This is a genomic window from Streptomyces sp. NPDC020996 (assembly GCF_040641355.1).
In the GTDB taxonomy this organism is placed as follows: domain Bacteria; phylum Actinomycetota; class Actinomycetes; order Streptomycetales; family Streptomycetaceae; genus Streptomyces.
Genome location: NZ_JBFADM010000043.1, coordinates 1 through 22866, shown reverse-complemented (window position 1 = coordinate 22866; position 22866 = coordinate 1). Strand labels below are relative to the sequence as shown.

19 protein-coding genes and 1 tRNA gene are annotated in these 22866 nt (G+C 72.9%); 16 read left to right on the top strand and 4 right to left on the bottom strand.

Annotation, left to right across the window (positions count from 1 at the left end; translation table 11 throughout):
* Positions 1-7: 7 nt before the first annotated feature.
* Positions 8-1216: an RICIN domain-containing protein gene (locus AB0G63_RS26185; protein WP_360754703.1), complete on the bottom strand. Its 1209-nt coding sequence runs from the start codon at positions 1214-1216 to the stop codon at positions 8-10.
* Between the two features lie 374 nt (positions 1217-1590).
* Between AB0G63_RS26185 and AB0G63_RS26180 the strand changes: the two genes are divergently transcribed.
* The 6 genes from AB0G63_RS26180 to AB0G63_RS26155 all read left to right on the top strand — a co-directional run bounded on the left by AB0G63_RS26180 (position 1591) and on the right by AB0G63_RS26155 (position 7638).
* Positions 1591-1663, top strand: a tRNA-Arg gene (locus AB0G63_RS26180).
* Between the two features lie 109 nt (positions 1664-1772).
* A complete protein-coding gene (locus AB0G63_RS26175) occupies positions 1773-2906 on the top strand; it encodes a gala protein (RefSeq protein ID WP_360754701.1) in 1134 nt (377 codons plus the stop codon).
* The gene (locus tag AB0G63_RS26170; RefSeq protein WP_360754699.1) at positions 2903-4702 is read left to right on the top strand and encodes an ankyrin repeat domain-containing protein; all 1800 of its coding nucleotides are present in this window, start codon (positions 2903-2905) and stop codon (positions 4700-4702) included. The genes AB0G63_RS26175 and AB0G63_RS26170 overlap by 4 nt, the downstream gene beginning before the upstream one ends.
* A complete protein-coding gene (locus tag AB0G63_RS26165) occupies positions 4699-5904 on the top strand; it encodes a sigma 54-interacting transcriptional regulator (protein WP_360754697.1) in 1206 nt (401 codons plus the stop codon). The genes AB0G63_RS26170 and AB0G63_RS26165 overlap by 4 nt, the downstream gene beginning before the upstream one ends.
* Before the next feature lie 11 nt (positions 5905-5915).
* Entirely contained in the window at positions 5916-7109 is a 1194-nt protein-coding gene (locus AB0G63_RS26160; protein WP_360754694.1) for a VWA-like domain-containing protein, read from the top strand.
* 133 nt (positions 7110-7242) lie between these two features.
* Positions 7243-7638, top strand: coding sequence for a hypothetical protein (locus tag AB0G63_RS26155; RefSeq protein ID WP_360754692.1), 396 nt, complete (start codon positions 7243-7245; stop codon positions 7636-7638).
* Positions 7639-8040: 402 nt separating this feature from the next.
* Here the strand turns inward: AB0G63_RS26155 and AB0G63_RS26150 are convergent, their stop codons facing one another.
* Complete coding sequence (locus AB0G63_RS26150; RefSeq protein ID WP_360754689.1) at positions 8041-8862, bottom strand: VOC family protein; 822 nt, start codon at positions 8860-8862, stop codon at positions 8041-8043.
* A 313-nt stretch (positions 8863-9175) separates the two neighbouring features.
* Here AB0G63_RS26150 and AB0G63_RS26145 point away from each other — a divergent pair, with 313 nt between their 5' ends.
* The 7 genes from AB0G63_RS26145 (at position 9176) to AB0G63_RS26115 (ending at position 15428) form a co-directional block, all read left to right on the top strand.
* Positions 9176-10024, top strand: a complete 849-nt coding sequence (locus tag AB0G63_RS26145; RefSeq protein ID WP_360754686.1) for a sulfurtransferase — start codon at positions 9176-9178, stop codon at positions 10022-10024.
* Between the two features lie 217 nt (positions 10025-10241).
* Positions 10242-10457 carry a hypothetical protein gene (locus AB0G63_RS26140; RefSeq protein ID WP_360754684.1) on the top strand — a complete coding sequence of 72 codons (216 nt, stop codon included), beginning with the start codon at positions 10242-10244 and terminating at the stop codon, positions 10455-10457.
* Positions 10458-10684: 227 nt separating this feature from the next.
* Positions 10685-12031 carry an NAD(P)/FAD-dependent oxidoreductase gene (locus AB0G63_RS26135; protein WP_360754682.1) on the top strand — a complete coding sequence of 449 codons (1347 nt, stop codon included), beginning with the start codon at positions 10685-10687 and terminating at the stop codon, positions 12029-12031.
* A 10-nt stretch (positions 12032-12041) separates the two neighbouring features.
* Complete coding sequence (locus AB0G63_RS26130; RefSeq protein WP_360754680.1) at positions 12042-12512, top strand: RidA family protein; 471 nt, start codon at positions 12042-12044, stop codon at positions 12510-12512.
* The gene (locus tag AB0G63_RS26125) at positions 12509-13183 is read left to right on the top strand and encodes a DUF1028 domain-containing protein (protein WP_360754677.1); all 675 of its coding nucleotides are present in this window, start codon (positions 12509-12511) and stop codon (positions 13181-13183) included. Before AB0G63_RS26130 ends, AB0G63_RS26125 begins: the two co-directional genes overlap by 4 nt.
* A complete protein-coding gene (locus tag AB0G63_RS26120) occupies positions 13183-14328 on the top strand; it encodes a M20 family metallopeptidase (protein WP_360754674.1) in 1146 nt (381 codons plus the stop codon). The genes AB0G63_RS26125 and AB0G63_RS26120 overlap by 1 nt, the downstream gene beginning before the upstream one ends.
* Before the next feature lie 173 nt (positions 14329-14501).
* Positions 14502-15428, top strand: coding sequence for a LysR family transcriptional regulator (locus AB0G63_RS26115; RefSeq protein WP_360754672.1), 927 nt, complete (start codon positions 14502-14504; stop codon positions 15426-15428).
* 49 nt (positions 15429-15477) lie between these two features.
* On the opposite strand, the gene AB0G63_RS26110 is transcribed toward AB0G63_RS26115, so the two are convergent.
* Positions 15478-16095: a TetR family transcriptional regulator C-terminal domain-containing protein gene (locus AB0G63_RS26110; RefSeq protein WP_360754669.1), complete on the bottom strand. Its 618-nt coding sequence runs from the start codon at positions 16093-16095 to the stop codon at positions 15478-15480.
* Between the two features lie 242 nt (positions 16096-16337).
* On the opposite strand from AB0G63_RS26110, the gene AB0G63_RS26105 reads away from it, so the two are divergent.
* The 3 genes from AB0G63_RS26105 (at position 16338) to AB0G63_RS26095 (ending at position 20870) form a co-directional block, all read left to right on the top strand.
* The gene (locus tag AB0G63_RS26105) at positions 16338-17810 is read left to right on the top strand and encodes an aldehyde dehydrogenase (protein ID WP_360754667.1); all 1473 of its coding nucleotides are present in this window, start codon (positions 16338-16340) and stop codon (positions 17808-17810) included.
* Positions 17811-17874: 64 nt separating this feature from the next.
* Positions 17875-19227 (top strand): aspartate aminotransferase family protein, encoded by a 1353-nt coding sequence (locus AB0G63_RS26100; RefSeq protein WP_360754665.1) that lies wholly within the window; start codon positions 17875-17877, stop codon positions 19225-19227.
* 134 nt (positions 19228-19361) lie between these two features.
* Positions 19362-20870, top strand: a complete 1509-nt coding sequence (locus AB0G63_RS26095; protein WP_360754662.1) for an APC family permease — start codon at positions 19362-19364, stop codon at positions 20868-20870.
* A gap of 313 nt (positions 20871-21183) precedes the next feature.
* On the opposite strand, the gene sepH is transcribed toward AB0G63_RS26095, so the two are convergent.
* A complete protein-coding gene (sepH, locus tag AB0G63_RS26090) occupies positions 21184-22224 on the bottom strand; it encodes a septation protein SepH (protein ID WP_360754660.1) in 1041 nt (346 codons plus the stop codon).
* Positions 22225-22866: the final 642 nt, after the last annotated feature.

Below are 22866 nucleotides of genomic sequence, written 5' to 3'. Positions count from 1 at the left end.
CGGCGCGCTACCTCTGTGCCCAGACCTGGTTGGGCTGCGTGCCGCCGCCGTAGCAGTCCCAGATCTGCAGGACCGCGCCGTTGCCGGAACCGGCGGCGTCCAGGCACTTCCCCGACTGGGGGTTCGTGACCGTGCCGTTGGCGTTGAACTGCCACTGCTGGGCGCCGGTGCCGTTGCACGACCAGAGTTGCACCTTGCTGCCGTTGGCCGTGGAACCGGAGGCCACATCAAGGCACTTGCCGGTCTGCGGGTTGACGAGGGTGCCGCCGCTCCGGGTCCACTTCTGGTTCCAGCCGGTTCCGCAGTCCCACAACTGGACGGGGGTGCCGTCGGCGGTGCCCCAGTCCTTCAGGTCCAGGCAGCGGCCGCTCTGCTGTCCGACGATCGTGCCGGACGTACCGCCACCGCCACCGCCACCGGAACCGGAGCCGTTGGAGTCGTAGGAGAAGGAGTTAACCGCCAGACCGGGGCCGCCGACCCAGGGCTCGAAGCCGAACTGCACGCTGGTCATGTACCACGCCGGCGACAGGTAGCCGCGAGCGGCCGAATCGTCGGTGAAGTCCTTGATGTTGACCGTGATCGCGTTGGTGGGCTGCTGGCGGACGTAGGAGACGGTGTTCCAGGCGATGCCGTTGTTCTGACGGCCGTACCACACGTCCCAGTTGGCACCCTCGATCCAGGCCGTCCCGACCTTGGTGCCGAACGGTGTGGGCGACCCGGAGTGGTTGGCCCAGATCATCATCTCTTCGCCGTTGTTCTGGCCCGACGGGTTGGGGCTGGTGTCGAACCAGATGTCGTACGCGGCGTCCCACTGCCCGTCGGCGGTGGAGAAGTCGACGCTGGACTGCGGGTTGCCGAAGGCCGACACCTGCAGCGGCAGGCCGTTGCCGCTGGAGCAGTTGCCGTAGTGGCAGCCGGCGTAGATCGACGGATACGCCGCCGGCGCGCCGCTGGTGCCCACGTCGTGCCAGCCGGTGGTGACCTTGAAGCCGTTGTCTGACACATCGATGCACTGGGGGATCGAGTCACCCCATTCGTTGTTCTGGACGACGTACTTGCCGCCCGAGACCTTCGTGCTGTCGGTCTTGCCGCAGAGGGTGGTACTCGCGGACGCGTGCGGAGCCCCGGCCAGGGAGAGGGCGATCAGGAACAGGGCGGCCACGAGCGATGCGACAACCGCGGTCCCGTGGGGCCGCTTCAGGCGCGATCCGGTCATGTGAGTCCTTTCGCTCGCCGGGTGGCTTCTGTGGCACCCGGACGGTGGGGGACGAACTCGGGGAGCCTGGGAGCGCTCCCATTCGCCGGCGCCGACACCGGCGTCTTCCGGAAGTGAAATGAGGGATCTGGGGCCAAGACGGCCTGTCGTGCCCGTCTCCGAGGTGAAACCAGTGCGCGGCATGAGGGCTCGCCCGGCTCACTCACACCGCAACACATGAAGCCAGCGAGCCTGACGGGGTGTCAAGTGCTGTGCCTGCGTTCACTTTCTGAAGCCCGCTCAGCAGGTCGGCTCCCGAACGGCTCACCAAGCGCCGGGGCGTTCGGCGAAAGCCGATCAGCACAGAAGCGGATGGGGCTATGATCATCCGCGGCAAGGCTGTAGCGCAGAGGTCGTCGCGCCCTAGCATCGAGCTGGAGGACGTCGGTTCGAATCCGACCAGCCTTGCCGCCCTTGTCGTGGAGGAAAGTCGATTGGCGTCGGTCCGTCCTGGCCGGGCGGAGGGCGATGCCGCCCTCGGCGAGCCGGGCACCGGCGAGGAACCGGTGGAGTGGTGATGACGCAGCCGACGCCCGTACGCTGCCCGGCGATCGAACATCCGGACATCCCGATCGTCGATCCGTCCCGGCTGGACCCGCTGCTGGCCCGGCTGGGGTCGGCGCGACCGGTCACCGCCGACGAGGCCTTCCCGGTCGGCACCGTGCGCGCGGACGGGCGGGTCGACCTGTGCAAACAGGGACTGGGAGCGGCCGGTGCCGCCCGCCTGATGCCGGTCGCCGCCTCCTCGCCGCACGCCGCGCACGTCCTGCTCGGCACCAACGCCATCGGGGACGAAGGGGCGTCCACGGTCGCCGGGGCGCTCGTCGACGGCCACGGCCTGCACACCCTGTACCTCGGCTGCAACCGCATCGGCCCGGAAGGCGTCACCGCGCTCGCCGACGCGCTGGCGGACGACGACACCGTCCGCGCCCTGTGGCTCAAGCGCAACCCGGTCGGTGACGACGGCGCCGTCGCGCTCGCCGGGATGCTGCGCCGCAACACCGCGCTGCGCACCCTCGACCTCGTCAACTGCGGCCTGACCGCCGTGGGGCTGCGGGCCCTGCTCGACGCCCTCACCGGCCGCCCGCGCCCGGTGGAACGCCTCTTCCTCGGCGGGAACGGCCTGACCGCCGACACCGCCGGCCTGCTCGCGGCGCTGATCCGCGACGCGGGCGTGCGCGAGTTGTACCTGCCCGCCAACCACCTCGGCGACGAAGGCGCCGCCGTCCTCGCGGCCGCTGCCGACGCCCGGCGCCCCGTGCGCCTCGCACTGGGCGGAAACGGCATCGGCCCCGCCGGCGCCCGCGCCCTCGCCGACGCCCTGGCCGGGATCGAGGCGCTCGACCTCGGCCGGCCGAGGTCCGAACGCAGTCTCGGCGCCCCCGCCAACGCCACCGGAGACGAAGGCGCCCGCGCACTGGCCGCCGCGCTGCCGGGCAGCCCGCTGCGCCGGCTGGAGCTCTGCCACACCGGGCTCACCGGACGGGGCGCGAAGTCCCTGCTGGCAGCCGTACCGGACGACTCACCGCTGGAGTACGTCGGTCTCGGACCCGGCCTGCCCCGCAAGGTCAAGCGATCCTTCACCCAGCGCCTGCGGCCGGCGGCCGGGGCCCACCCGGACCTGCGCGCGATAGGAAGTGTCTACCGGTGAGCCCCCGCTCCGAACTCCCCTGCTTCCCACCGGAGGAGGCGGCGAGCCGGCGGCGGATCCGCCGTTACGCGGTGCCCCGGAACATGATCGAGCGGGCGACCGGACGCCGCGCGGCCGGGGACTGGCGCGGGGCGTGCGCGGCGGCCGGCGTGGACGTCGCCATCGACCTGCCCGAGGTCGCCGAGCACTGCGGCCACGACGTCGCCGCGGCCCTGGAGGACGACCTGCGCCACCTGGTGCCGGACCTGGTGCGCTGGCACCTGCCCAGGGCGCTGGGCGGCCGGACCACGATCGCCACCGGACGCACCGTCGTCCTCGCCCGCTACCGCCCGGTGCGGGCGGGTGAACGCCGGCGCTCCACGCCGTACCTGCACCTCACCACGCCCGCGATGCTCGAAGGCCCGCAGCGGCTCACCCTGCGGTTCGAGACGATCGCGGACGAGAAGGCCGCCGGCGTCTTCCAGGAAGCCGCCGAGGACTGGCGGTACGCCCGGCACCTGTGGGACGCGCGGCACACCGCCGCGCTGCTCCCGCGGTGCGGCGGCCACGACCGCCCGCCGTTCTTCCGTCCCGACGGCAGGCCGCGCACCACGGACGAGCTGCCCACCGCCGATCCCGGCCACGACGACCCGGCGGCGCGTGCCGAGTGGGTCACCCTCCTGCACCAGAACGGCGACGTCACGGCGGCCTTGAGCGCCGTCGGGATCGAACTCGACCTGACACCCCCGACCGGCCCCGCCTGGTACCGGGTCGATCCCGGGGAAGTCGTCGGCAGGCTCGCGCTCGACCACACCCGCCTGGAACCGGAGATCCGACGACTGGCGGACGAGGGAGTCGGAGACCGCTTCCTCATCGGCGTCGACTGGCGGACGAGCCTCCTGCTGGAGCCGGCGCCGTCGGCTCCCGCCGGGCTGCGCATCAGGGCCGTCAGCCGGAACGAGGCCGGCGACCTGCCCTTCCTGGCCGAGGCCCTCTGGCGCAGACTGCCCGACCTCGACCTGATGCGCGTCGGCGGAGTCGCGCCGGACCACCTGCACCCGCTGGTCCGCGAGGCGCTGTTCCCCGCACTCGGTCCCGCCGCCGGTCCCGTCGGCCCGCCCGGTCCCGCCGCGCCCGCCCCCGTCCGGGTCAGGTGCCGCGGCGAATGGCACGAGGTTGCCTTCCGCCCGGGCCACCTGCTCCACATGCCGCACGACGACGAGGAACAGCGACGCGAGCAGGCCCTGCGCGCCTTCGGCGGCGCCGTCGCCGGGTGCTTCGCCGTCCAGCAGACCTGGACGTCGGGCAGCGGCCGGCTGCCGAAGGCGCTGCGCGCCCAGCGGCAGGACCTGTTCCTGCGCGCCCAGCACGGCGACACCGACGGTGTGCTCGAACTCCTGGACGCGGGCGTGGACCCCCGGGTACGCGACGCCGCCCGGCGCACGCTGCTCCATGTGCTGCACCTGCTCGACCACGAGGCACTCCTGCCCCGGCTGCTCGCGGAGGGACTCGACCTGGAGGCCCTGGACCACCGGTACCGCACCCCGCTGTACGTGGCGGTCAACGACGGGGGTTCAAGGGCCCTCGTGGAGGCGTTGCTCGCCGCCGGCGCCCGCATCGACGTGGTCGACAATTCGGAGCTCTCGCTGGCCCAGATCGTCCGCCGGTACAAGCGCCACGACCTGGCCTTCCTGCGCAAGCGCGTGGAGGAGGAGCATCCGGGCATCGGCTCCGACTGGGTGGACGAGTGGCTGGACGAGAAGGAGCGGGAGCAGGAGCAGGGGGACGAGGACGACGGCGAGGACGAGGACCTGTGAGCACCATCCCCACCCCCCGTACCGAGCCGGGGCCGCTGGCCGCCGCGGACGACCTCGTCCGCAGGCTGCGCACCCACCGGACCGAACCCGCCGCCAACCCCCAACTGGAGGCACTGGCACTGGCGGTGACGGCCAATCAGCCCGTCCTGCTGTGGGGAGAACCCGGCATCGGCAAGTCGGCCGGCCTGGAGCAACTGGCCGCCGGACTCGGCCTGGTGCTGGAGACGGTCATCGCCAGTGTGCACGAGCCGTCGGACTTCGCCGGACTGCCGATCGTCGGCGACGACCCGGCGGTGACCGGCGTACCGATGGCCCCGCCCGACTGGGCGGTCCGGCTCAGCCGCGCCGGACAGGGCCTGCTCTTCTTCGACGAACTCTCCTCCGCGCCCCCGGCCGTGCAGGCGGCGCTGCTGCGCGTCGTCCTCGAACGCAGGGTCGGCAGCCTCGTACTGCCCGACGCGGTGCGCATCGTCGCCGCCGCCAACCCGCCCTCCAGCGCAGCGGACGGCTGGCACCTGAGCCCTCCGCTCGCCAACCGCTTCGTCCACCTCGACTGGACCCACGACCCCCGCACCGTCGCGCGCGGCATGGCGGGGACCTGGCCGGAGGCGGCCGTCCCCGCGGTCGATCCGGCCAAGGTGCCCGGTGCCGTGGCGCGGGCCCGCGGCGCCGTCTCCGGTTTCCTCACCGCCCGGCCGGGCCTGGTCCACCACATACCCGCCGACGCCGAGAGCCGCGGCCGGTCCTGGCCGTCCCCGCGGACCTGGGACATGGCGCTGCGGCTGCTCGCGACCGGATACGCGACCGGTGCCGGCCGCGAGGCCCTGGCCGCCGCGCTCACCGGCGCCGTAGGCGACGGCGCGGGCATCGAACTCCTCTCGTACCTGGACCACCTCGATCTGCCGGACCCCGAACGGGTCCTCGCCGATCCCGACGCGTTCGCCCTGCCCGACCGCGGCGACCGCCAACTGGCCTTCCTCATCGCGGTGGTCGCCGCCATCCAGAGCGAACCCACCCGGCCCCGCTGGGAGGCCGGCTGGGCCGTACTGGCCAAGGCCGTGGACGCGGGGGTGCCGGACGTCGCCGCGCGGGCCGCCACCGACCTCGCGGCGATGCGCGAGCTCGACTGGCCGGTGCCGCCCGGCATCGACGGCTTCCTGGAACTGCTGCAGCTGTCCGGGGCCCTGCCCGGCGCCCGGTGAGCCACACCGGCATGACGGCGCCCCGCGGACCCGTGAACATGACGAAACTGCTCGCCGCCCGCTACCGCGCGGCGAGCGACCGCCCCTACCTGGCGTCGGCCCTGTACGCCCTGAGCGTCGTGCCCTGCCCCGACATCCCGACCATGGCCGTGGACCGGCACTGGCGCTGCTACGTGTCGCCCGCCTTCGTCGACGCGACGCCCGTGGAGGAACTCGCGGGCGTGTGGATGCACGAGGCGGCGCACCTGCTGCGCGACCACCACGGACGCGCCGACCGGCTCCCCGCCGCCGACCAGCGCGACCGGTACCGCGTCAACGTGGCCCAGGACTGCGAGATCAACGACGACCTCCTCGCGGACGGCCTGCGCCTGCCCGACGGACGCGTCGAACCCCGCCACTTCGGCCTGCCCGACGGCCAGATCTTCGAGACCTACCTGGGGCAACTGCCGCCCCACGTACGCCGGCACGACTGCGGCTCCGGGGCCCACGGCCGCCCCGGCCCCTGGGAACTCGGCGGTTCGGGATCCGTCGGCCCCGCACCGCTCGGCGAGGTCGAGGCCCAGGCACTGCGCCGGCAGACCGCCGAGGCGATGCGCGCCCACCAGCGCGGTCGCGGCACTCTGCCGGCGGGCTGGCGCCGCTGGGCCGAGGAGGTCCTGGAGCCCACGGTGGACTGGCGGCAGGCGCTGACCGGCGCGGTCCGGGAGGCCGCCGCGTGGGCCGGCGGGGCCGTCGACTACACCTACCGCCGCCCGTCGCGCCGCACTCCGGCACTGCGCGGCGTCGTCCTGCCGAGCCTGCGCCGGCCACTGCCCCGGGTGGCCGTCGTCGTCGACACCTCCGGCTCGATGGGCGACGCGGAACTCGCCGCGGCCCTGGGCGAGGTCACCGGCGTCCTGCGCGAGGTCGGCGTCCGCGGCAACCGCGTCACCGTCCTCGCCTGCGACGCCGACGTGCACGCCGTCTCCCGGGTGACGGCCACCGAGCAGATCACCCTCGGCGGGGGCGGCGGCACCGACATGCGCGTGGGCATCGACGCGGCGCTCGCGGCCCCGGACCGCCCGAGCATCGTCGTGGTCCTCACCGACGGCCTCACCCCCTGGCCCGACGAGACCCCCTGCTGCCGTCTCATCGCCGCCCTGATAGGCCCGGCCGCCCCGCAGCCCCCGCGCTGGGTGGAGACGGTACGCGTCCCCACCGGCTGACGCACGGACCGTACGGGTGCCGGACCTGCCGCTCCGAAGCGGCCCGCCCGACGGACCCCGCCCACGCCTCACGCGAAACCGTGAGCACGGACCCGGCGACGACGTGAGTCGTCCGACCGTTCAGTCGCCGAGTGTGAACGCGAGGCGGCCCGCTGCCCCCGGCGGGCCGCTGCCCCCGGCGGGCCGCGACCGCGGCGCGGCCTACGCCCTCCGGATCGCCCTCGTAGCGGCCCTCGAAGCGGCCGTCGACGCGGCCCCCACGGCCCGGGAAGCCGGACTCCACGAGGTGAGCACGCGCGCGAAGCTGCTCTGCCTGCGCCACTACGCGGGCGCCGACGTGGCCCGCCGCGTCGACGCCCTGTGGAACAGACTCAGCGCCGGCTGCAAGCACCACCACGACGAACTCGGCCCGAGCCACACCCAGGTACGTGCCTGGCGGTCGGCCGGCGAGACGCTCTTCGCGGAACTCGACACGCCGGGAGCGGCCACCCGGCATGTCCCTCAGCAGACGGACACCGAGCGCGCCTGAAAAGGCGGCCGCACCGTCGGCCGCCCGTGTGCAGTGAACAGCCGGTGGTTGGCCGAACGCCGCGTGTAATCTCCCTAAATCTCGGCCCTGTTGGAGCAGAAACACGGCAGAGTGGCCGCCGACTGCCAGCGCTACTGCCAGACCCGCTTCCTGTGCGAGACAAGTACGGGCTGGCGCTGCCGGCCGCACTGGCGACCGACTGGGACGACGATCTCCAGACCGACGCCATGTAGGTGATGGCCGGTGGGTCCACGAAGCAGCCTCTGCGGGCCCCAGCTGCGGGCGGGCCGGCGGTTGCCCCAGGGTGCCCTCGCCTGAGACGTCGCCGAAGTTGGCGGGCCGGCGTTGCGCTGGCGCCCCGCCCGCCGCGCGGTCCCACAACCGCCGTTCCGGAAGCCCGGGTCAACCCCGCTGCTCCAGCAAAGCGAACCGCGCCCCCTCCGGATCCATGACCGCGGCCACGCGGCCGTCCGGGCTGTCGTGGGGTGCTTCGAGGACGTGGCCGCCGAGGTGGACTAGGCGGGCGGTCGCCTCGGCGGCGTCGGCGACCTCGAAGTACGTCGTCCAGTGCGAACCCCGGTCGCGGGGGGAGGGGTTGCCCACGCCGTGGATGCCGGCGACCGGGTGGCCGTCGACACGCAGGGTCACGCGGTCGCCGTCGGTGGAGGCGGTGGAGGCGGCGTCCGGGCCCTCCTCGTAGCCGAACACCGTCTCGTAGAACTTCGCGACGCTCTTGGGCTCGAAGGTCACCAGTTCGTTCCAGACGGGGGTGCCGGGCACGCCGGTGACGGCCGGGCCCGGGTGCGCCGACGCCTGCGCGATGCCGAAGACCGCGCCGGAAGGGTCGGAGGCGAGCGCGAGGCGTCCGGCCTCGCCCGCGTCCAGGGGGCCCACGCCGACCGTGCCGCCGCACAGCCGTACCGTCTCCGCCGTCCCGTCCACATCGTCCGAGGCGAGGTACGGCGTCCAGGCGATGGGCAGATGGCGGTCCGGCGGCAACTGGCCGATCCCGGCGACCTCCTGGCCGTCCTCGTCCCGCAGGGCTCGCACGTACGGGCCGAGTTGCTGGGGGCCCGGTGCGAACTCCCAGCCGAACAGGGCTGCGTAGAAGTCCTGCGTCGCGGCCAGCCCGTGCACCATCAGGCTCACCCAGCAGGGCGTGCCCGGCGCGTACCGAGCGTGCCTCCCGCCGTTCGGGCCTGCCGTCCCCCGTGACTCGGTCATCGTCGCTCTCTCCCCGGCCCCTCGCGGTGGCCGCGTCGCTTCCGCTGTGCAGGACTTCGGTTGTGCAGGACTTCGGTGCCGATGCTCGCACCACCTCCGGTGGCGCGCGGTTGGGCGCGCCGCCGCGCCGAGGCCCGCGTCCGGAGTGTGCCGAAAATGTGGCCGTCGGCTCATTTCCACGTGTTTGCCCAAGGGTGTCGATCATCTGTACAGCATGTGCCCGACCCCGTACGGTTGGTGATCGGGCCCGTCCGGCCGAGCAGAGTAGCCCGACTCGGGCGAAGCGGCCACCCCATGGGCGAGGATGGTGGCCATGAACGCCATCATTTCCGCCTCCGAACTCGCGGGCGAACTGGCGGGCCCGTGCCCGCCCGTGCTGCTGGACGTCCGCTGGCAGCTCAGCCTCGCCAAGGCGGCCGGTGAGCCGCCCTTCGACGGGCGTGCCGAGTACGCGGCCGGTCACCTGCCCGGCGCCGTCTACGTGGACCTCGACGCCGAACTCGCCTCCGCGCCCGGCGAGCGGGGCCGCCATCCGCTGCCCGACCTGGGCGAGTTCGGCGCGGCGATGCGACGGGCGGGCGTGTCGGCCGGGCGGCCGGTGGTCGTCTACGACGGCGGACAGGGCTGGGCCGCGGCCCGCGCGTGGTGGCTGCTGCGCTGGACGGGTCACCCGGACGTGCGGGTCCTCGACGGCGGGTTGCCGTCCTGGGAGGGCGACTTGGACACGGCGGTGCCCGACCCGGACGAGGGCGACTTCGAGCCGAAGCCGGGGGAGGGGCTCCTCGACGCGGACGGTGCGGCTGCGCTGGCGCGGTCCGGGGTGCTGTTCGACGCGCGGGCGGGCGAGCGCTACCGCGGCGACGTGGAGCCGATCGACCGGGTCGGCGGCCACATCCCGGGTGCCGTCTCCGCGCCCACCACCGAGAACGTCGGGCCCGACGGGCGGTTCCTGCCCGCCGGGGAACTGGCCGAACGCTTCGCGTCCCTCGGCGCGTCCGACGGCCGCGAGGTCGGCGTGTACTGCGGCTCCGGCGTGTCGGGGGCGCACGAGGTGCTGGCCCTGGCGGTCGCGGGCATTCCGGCAGCCCTGTACGTGGGTTCGTGGTCGGAGTGGTCCGCGGATCCGTCCCGGCCGGTGGCCGTGGGGCCGGACCCCCAGTAGCCCGGCGGCCCCGGAGCCGTCAGCCCCGGCGCCGTCAGCCCCGGCGACCTCGGCCCCGGCGACCTCGGCCTCGGCGAGGTCGGCCCCGGCGAGGTCGGCCTCGGCGGCCTCGGCCCCCGCGCCGTCAGCCCCGGCGACATCACGAGGGTCGGCGCATGACAGCAGGGCCTCTTGGCAGATCGGGGGTGCGAACCAAACCGATCACCAGGAGGCCCTGTTGCCGCTGCCTTTCGCGCTCACCTGTGTGGGGTCCGACTCGCCGTCCCCGTCGTGCGACTGCCTCGCGCACAGGTTCGGCGACCTGGCGGACGGGCCGCGGCGCGTGCGGGCCGCGGCGCGTGCGGTGTCACGGCCCGGACGTGAAGGGCGCGGAAAGGACCACCGCGTGATGCTGGACGCGGTCCGCTACCTGGTCGACCACGGCGTCAAGTGAGCTGATCCGTCCGCCGGCGGATTTACCGCACTACCGGCGTGTGCGCGCGCTCGCCCGTCGCCGCCCCGCTGCTCGGGCAACTGCGGCGGAGCGGGCACCCATCTGTAAATCAGATGACCCACGTCGAAAACAACTGTTGGACAGCTTTCGAGGTCGATTCGAGGATGGCCTGAGCGGCCGCCGGTGAAAACCGCACCGGAATGGAACGCCGCTGTGCGGAGGCTGAGATGGCGAGCGAAGAGACCGACGTGGTCGTGGTCGGGGCAGGGCAGGCGGGTATCGCGATGAGCGAGCACCTGACGGCTCTGGGAGTCCCGCATGTGGTCCTGGAGCGGCACCGGGTCGCCGAGCGGTGGCGTTCCGAGCGGTGGGACTCACTGGTCGCGAACGGACCCGCGTGGCACGACCGGTTCCCGGGGCTGGAGTTCCCCGATGTCGACCCCGACTCCTTCGCCTCGAAGGAGCAGGTCGCGGACTACTTCGCCGCTTATGCCGAGAAGATCGGCGCCCCGGTCAGATGCGGTGTCGAGGTGACGTCGGTGCGTCGGCACGCGGACCGGCCCGGCTTCCGGGTCAGGACGTCGGACGGCACCATCGACGCGCGTTTCGTCGTCGCGGCGACGGGGCCCTTCCAGCGGCCCGTGATTCCGCCGATCGTCCCGGACGGCGCCGTCCCCGTGCAGATCCATTCCAGCGCGTACCGCAATCCGGGCCAACTGCCCGAGGGCGCGGTCCTGGTGGTCGGGGCCGGCTCCTCGGGGGTCCAGATCGCGGACGAGCTGCGCCGGTCGGGCCGCCGCGTCTTCCTTTCCGTCGGCCCCCACGACCGTCCTCCCCGCCGGTACCGCGGGCGTGACTTCTGCTGGTGGCTGGGGGTGCTGGGGCTGTGGGACGCGGAGACGCCCGCGCAGGGCGCCGAGCACGTGACCATCGCGGTCAGCGGCGCCCACGGCGGCCGCACGGTCGACTTCCGCACCCTCGCCGCCGCCGGTATCCGGCTGGCCGGCATGACAGCGGGCTACGACGGCGGTGTGCTGCGCTTCGCCCCGGACCTGGCCGAGCACATCGCGGCCGGCGACGCGAAGTATCTGGCACTGCTGAAGGCGGCCGACGAGTACGTCACGCGCAACGGCCTCGACCTCCCCGAGGAGCCCGAGGCCCACGTGCTGGGTCCGGACCCGGACAGCGTGACCGACCCGCTGCTGGAGCTGGACCTGGCCGAGGCCGGTGTCACCTCGATCATCTGGGCGACGGGCTTCGCCGCCGACTACGGCTGGCTGGAGGTCGACGCCTTCGACGAGAAGGGCCGGCCCGACCAGCGCCGGGGGGTCTCCCGTGAACCCGGTGTGTACTTCCTCGGCCTGCCGTGGCTCTCCCGGCGCGGGTCGAGCTTCATCTGGGGTGTCTGGCACGACGCCCGGTACGTCGCCGACCACATCGCCATCCGGCGGGGATACCTCGCCTACGCCACCACCGACCGGGCCACCACCGACCGGGCCGGCGGCGACCGGGCCACCACCGACCGGGCCACCATCGACCGGGCCGGCGCCGCGCCGGCCGGCGCAGAGAGCTGAGGAGCAGACCATGACCTCCGCGAACGAGGGCCGCAGCGCGAACGCCCCGATCGTGGCCGGCGGCCACACCCGGATCCGGCCCTTCAACACCCGCGACACCTATCCCGAGCAGAACCTGGACAACGACCTCTGCCAGGCCGTGGTCGCCGGCGACACGGTGTACGTGCGGGGCCAGATCGGCCAGGACCTCGACACCAGCGAGTCGGTCGGGATCGGCGACGCCGAAGCGCAGGCCGAGCGGGCGATGGCCAACATCAAGATGCTGCTGGAAGAGGCGGGCAGCCGGATGGAACACCTGGTCAAGCTGACCGTCTACCTGGTGGACCCGCGCTACCGCGAGGCGGTCTACCGCACCGTGGGCCGCTGGACGAAGGGCGTGCACCCGATCTCCACCGGTCTGGTCGTCTCCGCGCTGGCCCGTCCGGAGTGGCTGTGCGAGATCGACGCGATCGCGGTGATCCCGGGGGAGGGACGACGGTGACGTTCTCCCTGGTGGTCCGGGACGGGAAGCGGTTCGGCGTCGTGGTCAGCTCCTCCAGCCCCGCCGTCGCCGCCCGCGTCGCCCATCTGCGCCCCGGCGTCGGCGCGGCGGCGTCGCAGAACGTCACCGACCCCGTCCTCGGCACCCGCCTGCTGGAGCGCCTGGCCGAGCACGGCGACGCCGGGCGCGCACTGGCCGAGGTCACGGCGGCCCGGCGGGACGCGGCGAACATCGAGTACCGGCAGCTGACCGTCCTCGGCCGCACCGGCCCCGGCCACGCCTTCAGCGGATCCCGCACCCTGGGCACCCACGCCGCCGCCACCGCGGACGGCGCGGTCGCGGCGGGCAACATGCTGGCCGGCGAGCACATCCCCCGGGCCATGCTCGACGCCTGGTCCGCGACCACGGGGGAGCTCGAGGAACGCCTGCTGGCCGCGCTGCGGGCGGCCGTCGAGGCCGGCGGCGAGGAGGGGCCGGTGCGCTCCGCGGGCCTCGCGGTCGTCGCGGACGCCGGCTGGCGTGTCACCGATCTGCGGGTGGACTGGGCCGATGATCCGGTGGACCGGCTCGCCGAACTGGTCGGCGTGTGGCTGCCGCAGCGCGACGACTACGTGCGCCGCGGCCTGGACCCCGCTGCCGCGCCCTCGTACGGCGTTCCGGGTGATCTGTGATGGGCACGCCGAAGGAGGCGGCGCGCCGCGAGGTCGACCGGTACGCGGAGCGGCTGATCCGCCTCTCCGAGCGGCTGCACGCCGATCCGGAGACGGCCTGGGAGGAACACCGGGCCGCGGCGGCCGTACCCGAGCTGCTGGAACGCACCGGATTCGATGTCACCCCGGCGTACCTGGGCCTGGAGACGGCTTTCCTCGCCCGGTTCGGCAGCGGGCCGACGCGCATCGCGCTGTGCGCCGAGTACGACGCGCTGCCCGGCCTCGGCCATGCCTGCGGACACAACCTCATCGCGGCGAGCGCGGTGGGCGCGGCGCTCGGACTGGCCACGGTCGCCGACGACATCGGCCTCACGGTCGAGGTGTACGGCACCCCGGCCGAGGAGGGCGGCGGCGGCAAGATCGAAATGCTCGAACGGGGTGCCTTCGCCGGAGTGGACCTCGCGATGATGGTGCATCCCGCGCCCGTCGACGTCGCCGAGGCCCGTCCGTTCGCGGTCAGCCACTCCCGGATCACCTACACCGGAAAGTCGGCCCATGCCGCGGCCTACCCGGAGGCAGGGGTCAACGCGGCCGACGCCTTCACGGTGGCCCAGGTCGCCATCGGGCTGCTGCGCCAGCAACTGCCCGCCTCGGCACGGGTGCACGGCGTGGTGACCCACGCCGGCGACGCCCCGAACGCCATCCCGGAGCGGACCAGCGGCCGGTGGTACGTCCGGGCCGAGACCCTCGCCGAGCTGGCCCAGCTGGAACCGCGGGTCATGCGTGCCTTCGAGGCGGGCGCGCTCGCCACCGGGTGCGAGCTGACCGTCGAGCCGGAGAGCAAGCCCTACGCGGAGTTCCGCACCGACGAGGCCGCCCTCGCCCGCTACCGGACCAACGCCCTGGCACTGGGGCGCGAGTTCGCGCCACCCGGGCAGGCCGCACGGATGAACCGCGCCTCCACCGACATGGGCAATGTGTCCCAGGTCGTGCCGGCCATCCACCCGTACATCGGGATCGGCTCGCTGCCCGCCACCAACCACCAGCACGAGTTCGCCGCGTACTGCGTGGGCGGCACGGCCGAACGCGCTCTCCTCGACGGGGCCGTGGCCCTGGCCTGGACCGCGGTGGACACCACCACCCCCGCCGGACCTTCCGCGCGGTGAGCCGGCCCTCCGGCCATCCCGGCAGACCGGCCTGTCGCCGCCGTGAGGCATTCTGATGGTGGCGCCTCGCTCACGGTGCGGGCACTCCGTCAACGGCCCGTCACGCCCGTCGCGGAAGAAGGCGTCGCGCCGAGAACGGGCACGGTCCCGCAACACAGGTACAAGAGGTGCACATGACGCCCGCGGTGGGTTTCACGCTCGTTCAGCTCCGCTACTTCCTCGTGGCCGCTGAGTGCGGGTCGCTCACCGTGGCGTCGGCGCGGCTCCACATCGCCCAGTCCGCTGTGTCCGCGGCCGTCCACAACCTGGAGCGCGACCTGGGCGTGCAGGTGTTCCTCCGCCGTAGAGGCCGGGGGCTCACCCTGACGCCCGCCGGGCAGCGCCTTCAGCAGCAGGCCCGCGATCTGCTGTCGCGCGCGCAGGAGATCGAGCGGGAGGCCCGCGGGGAAGGAGAGACGCTCTACGGACCGGTGGCCGTGGGCTGCTTCGTGACCCTGGCTCCCTACTTCCTGCCCGCCTTGTTCAGCGAATGCACCGTCCGCTACCCGGGTATCGAGATCGACATCGTGGAGGCGGAGACGGAGCAGCTGGCCACCGCGCTGCGCGCGGGGCGCCTCGACTTCGCCCTGACCTACGATCTCGGGCTCGCCCCGGAGACGGACCTCGGCGCCGAGTCGATCGCCCAGGCTCCGCCTCACGTCATCGTCCCGGCGGGTCACCGGCTCGCCGGCCGGGATTCCGTGGAGCTGGCCGAACTGGCCGACGAGCCGATGGTGCTGCTCGACCTTCCGCACAGCCGTGACTACTTCCGCTCGCTGCTGGCCGCCGCCGGGGTGACACCCGACGTGCGTTATCGCACCCAGAGCTACGAGACCGTGCGCTCCCTGGTGAGCCGGGGGCTGGGCTACTCCGTGCTGAACCAGCGGCCGGCGACCAGCCAGACCTACGGCGGTGGCGAGATCGCGGAACTGACGCTGCGTGACCGTACGGCCGCCCTGGACGTCGCACTGGTCTGCCTGAAGGGCGTGACGCAGACCGCCCGGGCTCGCGCGGTCATGGACATGCTGCGGGAGATCGCCGCCCGGGACACGACCGGCTGAATGGTGGCCGCCCTGCCGGCTCACCGCGGCCGGGACGGCCCCCGCCCGGTCACAACGCGGCGCAGCCCGTCACCGCTCTGGCGTGCGCGAGGATCATCCGGCGGGCCTTGTCGGGGTCGAGCGCCGCGTTGCGGCTGATGATGTGCAGACCGTAGCCGTCCTCCATGGCGACCAGGCCCTGCGCCAGCTCCTGCGCGCCGGCGGCCAGGGTGAACACACCCGTGGCGGAGCCGACCTCCAGCGCGGTCGTGTACAGCGCCACTTCCCGGGCGTACAGGGAGGTCATCAGTTCGGCGTGGCCGGGACTGCGGCCGGCGCGCCGGTGGAGTTCGTAGAGAAGTCCGTGGACCTCGTCCTCCGTGCCGTCCGGCAGACCGCCGGCCAGGAGGGCGCGCAGCCGTCCCGCGGGGTCTGCGGCGGGCGCGTCGTCGTACGCCTTCTGCCGGGCGGAGAGGAAGCTCTCCACCGCCTCCCGGTGCACTTCGAGCACCAGGTCGTCCAGCTCCGGGTAGTAGTACAGCACCGAGCCCTGGGAGACGCCTGCCGCGTCCGCGATGTCCTTGATGCGCAGACCCTCGAGGCCGCGCTCCGCGATGGCGCGCCCTGCCGCGAGGACGAGGGCTTCCCGGCGAGCCGTCTGGTTGCGTGGTCTACCGACTTTCCCCATGGTCGTTAATTCTCTGTTACCGGAGTCGGCTTTGGCAAGAAGTGCCTGCCTGGAGCATTGACGACCGGTTCATCGATTGTTTGAATTGCGGCTCAAAGAAGTCGGGTGAGCGCCTGTGAGGCGAGCCATCGTGTCTCCCTTCCGGGCCACCGCTCTCAGCCGCTCGGCCGGATGCCCGACAGGTACCGCTCCGACGGGAGCGGGAAGGTTCCCCGTCCCACGACGTGATCGAAGGCCACAGCATGACGACGTACGACCACTGGCAGCGGCTCGCGGCCGGCCTGGAGCCCCGCACGCGCCTGTTCATCGACGGTCGGTGGACCGGGCCCGTGGACGACACCTGGCTGCCCAGCGTGAACCCCGCGACCGGCAAGACGATCGCCGAGGTGGCGGCCGGTTCCGAGGCGGACGTGGACCGGGCCGTGCGTGCCGCGCGTGCTTCCTTCGAGGACGGCCGTTGGTCGCGTACCGCGCCGGCCGAGCGCAAGCGCGTCCTGCTCACCCTCGCCCGGCTCATCGAGGAGCACGGCGAGGAACTCGCCCTGTGCGACACCCTCGACATGGGCAAGCCCGTAGCGGAGTCCCACGGCACCGACGTACCCGGTGCGGCCGGTGTGTTCGCCTGGTACGCGGAGGCTCTCGACAAGCTCTACGACGAGGTCGCCCCGGCGCCGCCCGGCAATCTCGCCCTGGTGCGCCGCGCACCGCTCGGGGTGGTCGGGGCGGTGGTGCCGTGGAACTTCCCTCTGGATCTCGCGAGCTGGAAGCTCGCCCCGGCGCTGGCGGCCGGAAACAGCGTCGTGCTGAAGCCGGCCGAGCAGTCGCCGCTGTCGGCGCTGCGGCTGGCCGAACTGGCGGTGGAGGCCGGACTGCCCGACGGGGTCCTGAACGTGGTCCCGGGCCGGGGCGAGGTGACCGGTCGGGCGCTGGGCCTGCACCCGGACGTGGACACGGTGGTCTTCACCGGCTCGACCGCGGTGGCGAAGCGGTTCCTCGCCTATGCGGCCGAGTCGAACATGAAGCAGGTGTGGCCCGAGGCGGGCGGCAAGAGCCCCAACCTGGTCTTCGCCGACGCCGATCTGGAGGCCGCCGCGGAACGCGCCGCCTGGGGCTTCGTCTACAACGCCGGACAGGTGTGCTCGGCCAACACGCGTCTGCTGGTGGAGGCGTCGGTCGCGGCGGAGTTCACCGAGCGGGTCGCCGAACACGCCGGCACCTGGACCCCGGGCGACCCCCTCGACCCCGCCACCCGGCTCGGCCCGCTGGTCGACGAGGCGCAGGTGGAGCGGATTCTCGCCGCTGTCCGGACGTCCGGCGGCACCCTCGTGTGCGGCGGCACCCGGCCCGACCGTACGGGTGCCTACCTCGACCCGACGGTCGTCACCGGCCTGCCGGCGGACGCCCCGCTCGTCCGGGAGGAGCTGTTCGGCCCCGTCCTCACCGTGCTGCCCTTCCGCGACGAGGCGGAGGCGGTCCGGCTGGCGAACGATTCCGCGTACGGCCTGGCCGCGTCCGTCTGGACGCGCGACCTCGGCCGCGCCCACCGCGTCGCGGACGCGCTGCACGCGGGCACCGTGTCGGTCAACACCGTCGACGCGCTCAGCCCCTTCACCCCCTTCGGCGGGTTCAAGCAGTCCGGCCACGGCCGCGACCTCTCGCTGCACTCCTTCGACAAGTACACCGGCCTGAAGACCACGTGGATCGCCTACGGCTGACCGGGCCGGCCACCGCCCACCTCCGACACCCGCACCCGTCTTCGAGCAAAGGACGCACCCGCCCATGACCCTCGACGCCGCACGACTGCTCCGGCTGGACCGCGAGCACATCATCCACCCCTACCTGCCCGGCACGGCCACCGAGCGCGTGGTCATGACGGAGGGATCCGGCTGCCGGCTGACGGACTCCGAGGGCCGCTCGTACCTCGACGCCACCGGTGGTCTGTGGCTGGCCCAGGTGGGCCACGGCCGCGCGGAGCTCGCCGACGTCGCGCACGAGCAGATGCGGAAGCTGGAGTACTTCACCAGCTTCTGGGAGTTCTCCAACGACCGCGCGATCGAACTGGCCGCCCGCCTCGCGTCCATCGCCCCGGACCCGCTGAACCACGTGTACTTCACCTCGGGCGGTTCCGAGGGCAACGAGGCGGCCATCAAGATGGCCCGCTACTACCACCACCGCCGGGGCGACAAGAACCGCACCTGGATCCTGGCGCGCGACAAGGCGTACCACGGCATCGGCTACGGAGGCGGCTCGGCCACGGGCTTCCCCGTCTACCACGAGGGCTTCGCCCCGATGATGCCGCACGTCTCCCACCTCACCCCGCCGTGGCCGTACCGCACCGAGCTCTACGGCGGCGAGGATCCGACCGACTTCCTGATCCGCGAACTGGAGGAGCGCATCGCGCGGATCGGTGCGGACAACATCGCGGCGATGATCGGCGAGCCGATCATGGGTGTCGGCGGCATGCTGGTGCCGCCGGCCGACTACTGGCCGCGGGTGCGCGAGGTCCTCGACCGCCACGGCATCCTGCTGATCTTCGACGAGGTCGTCACCGCCTACGGCCGGGTCGGCGAGTGGTTCGCCGCGCGGTACTTCGACGTCACCCCGGACATCATCGTCACCGCCAAGGGCATCACCTCCGGCTACGTGCCGCTCGGCGCCCTGCTGGTGGGTGACCACGTCGCCGAGGTGCTGCTGCGCGACCACGGCTTCCCGATGGGCTACACCTACAACGGCCACCCCGTCGCCACCGCGGTGGCGCTCGCCAACCTCGACCTCATCGAGAAGGAGGACCTGCTCGCCCGCGCCACCACCATCGGCGGCCTCCTCCACGCCGAACTGGAAGCCCGACTGGGCAACCTGCCGGTGGTCGGCGAGATCCGCTCGGTCGGCATGATGCTCGCCGTCGAACTCGTCGCCGACCGCGCCACCCGTACCCCGCTCCCGCTGAACCCCGACCGGATGCCGCACGACGTGATCCGGCGGGAGACCGGAGTCATCGTCCGCGACTCCGCCCACAGCCTGGTCCTCTCCCCGCCGCTGATCATGACCGAGGCCGAGGCCGAGGAAGCCGCCGACGCCCTGCGCGGCGTCCTGGAACGCACCGCGCCCGACGGCGAGATCAGCCCCGCCTGAACCAACTCCTGATGGTGCCGGGCCGGCCTGCCCGGCCCGGCACCCGGACAGCACCACCCGACACGGACCCCACACCGTCGCGGCGCCCCGCACGCGCCTTCCCGCAGTCCGCACACATCCCCGAGGAACTGCCCGTGTCCCTTCATCCCTCGACGACCGAAGCGCGTGCGCCCGAGGCCGCCACCCACCTCAAGCGCAGCCTGCGGCGCTTCGACATCACCGCCATGGGCATCGCGGCGGTGATCTCCTTCGACACCGTCGGGCAGATCGCCACCGGCGGCGGCGAGGCCGCCACCTGGACAGCGGCCATCGCGCTGTTCTTCCTGATCCCCTACGCCCTGCTCTTCGCCGAGACCGGCGCCGCCTTCCCCCAGGAGGGAGGGCCGTACGTCTGGGTGAAGCTCGCCTTCGGCCGTACGGCCGCCGCCCTCACCACCCTGCTCTACTGGGTCACCAACCCCATCTGGCTGGGCGGTTCGCTGGTCTTCCTCGCCGCCGAGACCTGGGACGGCTTCGTCTTCCCCCTCGGCTCCGGCACGGTCGCCGACTACACCTTCAAGCTGTTGTTCGTCTGGATCGCCATCCTGACCGCCGTGGTGTCCCTGCGCCGCGGCAAGTGGATCACCACCGCGGGCGCCATGGTGAAGGTCTTCTCCCTCGTCCTCTTCACGGCCACCGCTGTCCTGTACGGGGTCCGCCACGGCTTCCACGGCCTGGACGACGCCCGCTTCACGCCCACCACGGCCGGGTTCCTCGCGCTGGTGCCGATCCTGCTGTTCGCCTACGTCGGATTCGAGGCCCCGAACGCCGCCGGTGAGGAGATGGAGGACCCCCAGCGTGACGTGCCGGCCGCGCTCGGCCGGTCCGCGGCCGTCGCCGCATGCTGCTACGTGCTGCCCGTCCTCGCCCTCCTCGCCGTCGTCCCCGCCGACCAGGTCACCGGCATCGGCGGATTCATGGAAGGCGCCCGCCTGGTCTTCGACATCTACGGTGGCGCCGGCGGCCCGCTGCTGACCCTCACCGCCGTCATGTTCGTCTTCGCCCTCCTCACCCAGGGCAGCGCATGGATGATCGTCAGCGACCGCATGCAGGCCATGGCCGCGGCCGACGGCGGGTTCTTCTCCCGCTCACTCGGTGCCTTCCATCCCCGACTGGGCACCCCCGTGCGCACCAACCTGCTGTCCGGGGTCGTCGCCACCCTCTTCATGCTCGCCGCCATGCGACTGGCCGACGGCGACGCCGCCGCCGTGTTCTCGGTGGTCCTCACGGTCGCCGTCACCACCCTGCTGCTGTCCTACCTCGTGATCGTCCCCGCCCTGGTCGTGCTGCGACTGCGACGCCCCGACGTCCATCGCCCCTACCGAGTGCCCTTCGGCAGCGCCGGCTTCCTGGTGTGCGCGGGCCTCGTCTACGCCTGGATCGCGGTCGGATCGTGGTCGGCGCTCTTCCCCGGTGTGCTGGAGGGGCTGTTCGGCATCGACTACGACTTCCGGGACGTGTGGGGGGTCTCCCGCGTGTCGTTCGAGCTCTTCACCCTCGGCACGGTCGGCGTCCTGCTCGCCGTCGGAGCCGTGGGCGTGCTGGCCGCCCGTCGACTGGACGCGGCCCTCGCAGCAGAGACGGAAGCAGACCACGCGCGGTGACGACGGATCAGACCCTCACCTCGTCCCTTCCCGCACCGGAGCGCTCGGCGTGGTCGAGCCGTGTTCACCGACGCGGTCTCGCCGTCCGGCGGTAACGCGTCGCCACCGGCCTGACGCGCGCCGGACGTTCCGGCCGCCGGGCGAACAACTCCTCGAGGCACGACTGAGGATGTCCCTGCCATCGTCTCGACCGGCCCTGTGCGCCGATGACCTGACAGCCTCTCAGCCCTGACGACCTCGGGATCCGACGACATGACGAGGCCCGCGCCCGACGGCGCGGCCCTCGTCATGTCGTACCGCTGAGTGCGGCCGGCTACTCCTGCTTCTTGCGGCGCGTGCCGAACACGATCTCGTCCCAGCTCGGGACCGCCGCCCGGCGGCCGGGGCGGACGCCGTCGGCCTCCGCCTGGCGGTCGGTGGAGCCGATGAGGCGCTCGCGGTGGCTGCCGACGGACCGGGGCATGAGGACGTCGGCATAGGCGGAGCCGGCGCCGGCCGAGGCCGCGGGGGCCGGGGGCTCCTCCTCCGCCGGTTCGACGGCAGGCTCCTCCGACGCGGTCTCCGACGGCCGCTCCGGGACCACCAGGTCGCCGCGGAAGCTCGGTACCGCCTCCAACAGGCTGGTCAGCGAGTCCCGTTCACTGGTGGTCTCCTCGGCGGGTTCGGAGGCCTGGGCCGGCAGGCTCGGCCGTTCCCGGTCGGGGCGGTCCAGCGGGCGGTCGCGCGGCAGCCGTGCGATGCGCGGCACGAACGGAAAGCTGGGCTCCGGCGCGGCGAGGTCGTCGGACTCGCCGATCAGCGAGCGCGCCTCGTCGTCGACGGCCTGGACGAGCCGCCGGGGCGGGTCGTACGTCCAGCTCGCCGAGTGCGGTTCGCCCGCGACCCGGTAGACCAGCATGACCTCCCAGGTGCCGTCGTCGCGGCGCCAGGAGTCCCACTGCACGGTGTCCTTCTCGGCGCCGCGCAGCAGCAGGCGTTCCTGGACGGCCTCGCCGAGCTGCGGTCCGGCCGCGTTCTCGCCGGGCCTGCGCACGGGCGTCTTGCGGGCCCGCTCGGCCATGAACGCGCGCTCCGCGAGCACGGGTCCCTCGAAACGGCGTACCCGGTCCACGGGGATGCCGGCCATCTGCGCGACCTCTTCCGCGGTGGCACCGGCACGTATCCGCGCCTGGATGTCACGGGGGCGGAGGTGGCTCTCCACCTCGATCTCGATCTGGCCGAGGCGGGGCCGGTCGCCGCGAACGGCGGCACGCAACCGCTCGTCGATCGGAAGCGTGTACTCCGTTGAGTCGGCAGCCTTCAGCACCAGCCGTGTGCCGTCATTCGAGACGGCCACGACACGCAGTTCGGGCATGGGGACCTCCCGGGTGGTGCCTGCCGACGTCACGTGCGTCGCTGCTTCCGCTAGTCGAGTGTGGCCTGCCCGGGTGCAGCCTGCCACAACCTTGCCGTGTTGCCCGGCGTGTCGGGCGCGGGCCCTTGATCGCCGTTATGGCACGGTTACCTCTTTGCAACGCTAAGTGACCAACTCCGTCACCCTGTGCAACTCGCCCCCTCCCGGCGGTCCGGCAAGGCCTCGGACGCCCCTGGCGGGAGACCGGACCCAGGGCTCGCAACAGTACTCCATTCGGACCACCTGCGTGGATTGGCGCGCCGCCCAACTTCTGGCAAGAAATGGCCTGAAGCCGTCTGTTGAGCGGGTTTCTGGATCTTGGACGTGGCGTATTTCACGCGACCGCCAGAAACGGAACCGAAGGTTTCGGACGTAGGGCCCTTCCGTTACCGCGGGTTGCCCACTAGGGCCGGTCCGGCGTGATCCACCGGGCCGGCCCCAGCCTGGTCCGCCGGACCGGCCTAGGCTCAATGCCGGTGACTTAAGTGGCTGTGTCTCGTTGTCGTTGGTGTGGCGAGGGTGGGGCAGGCCGGGACGCCTGCGGGTGAGCGGTTGTCGGATCGGATTGCGGTCGGGGTGCTGACGCAGGCGTTTCCGCCTCAT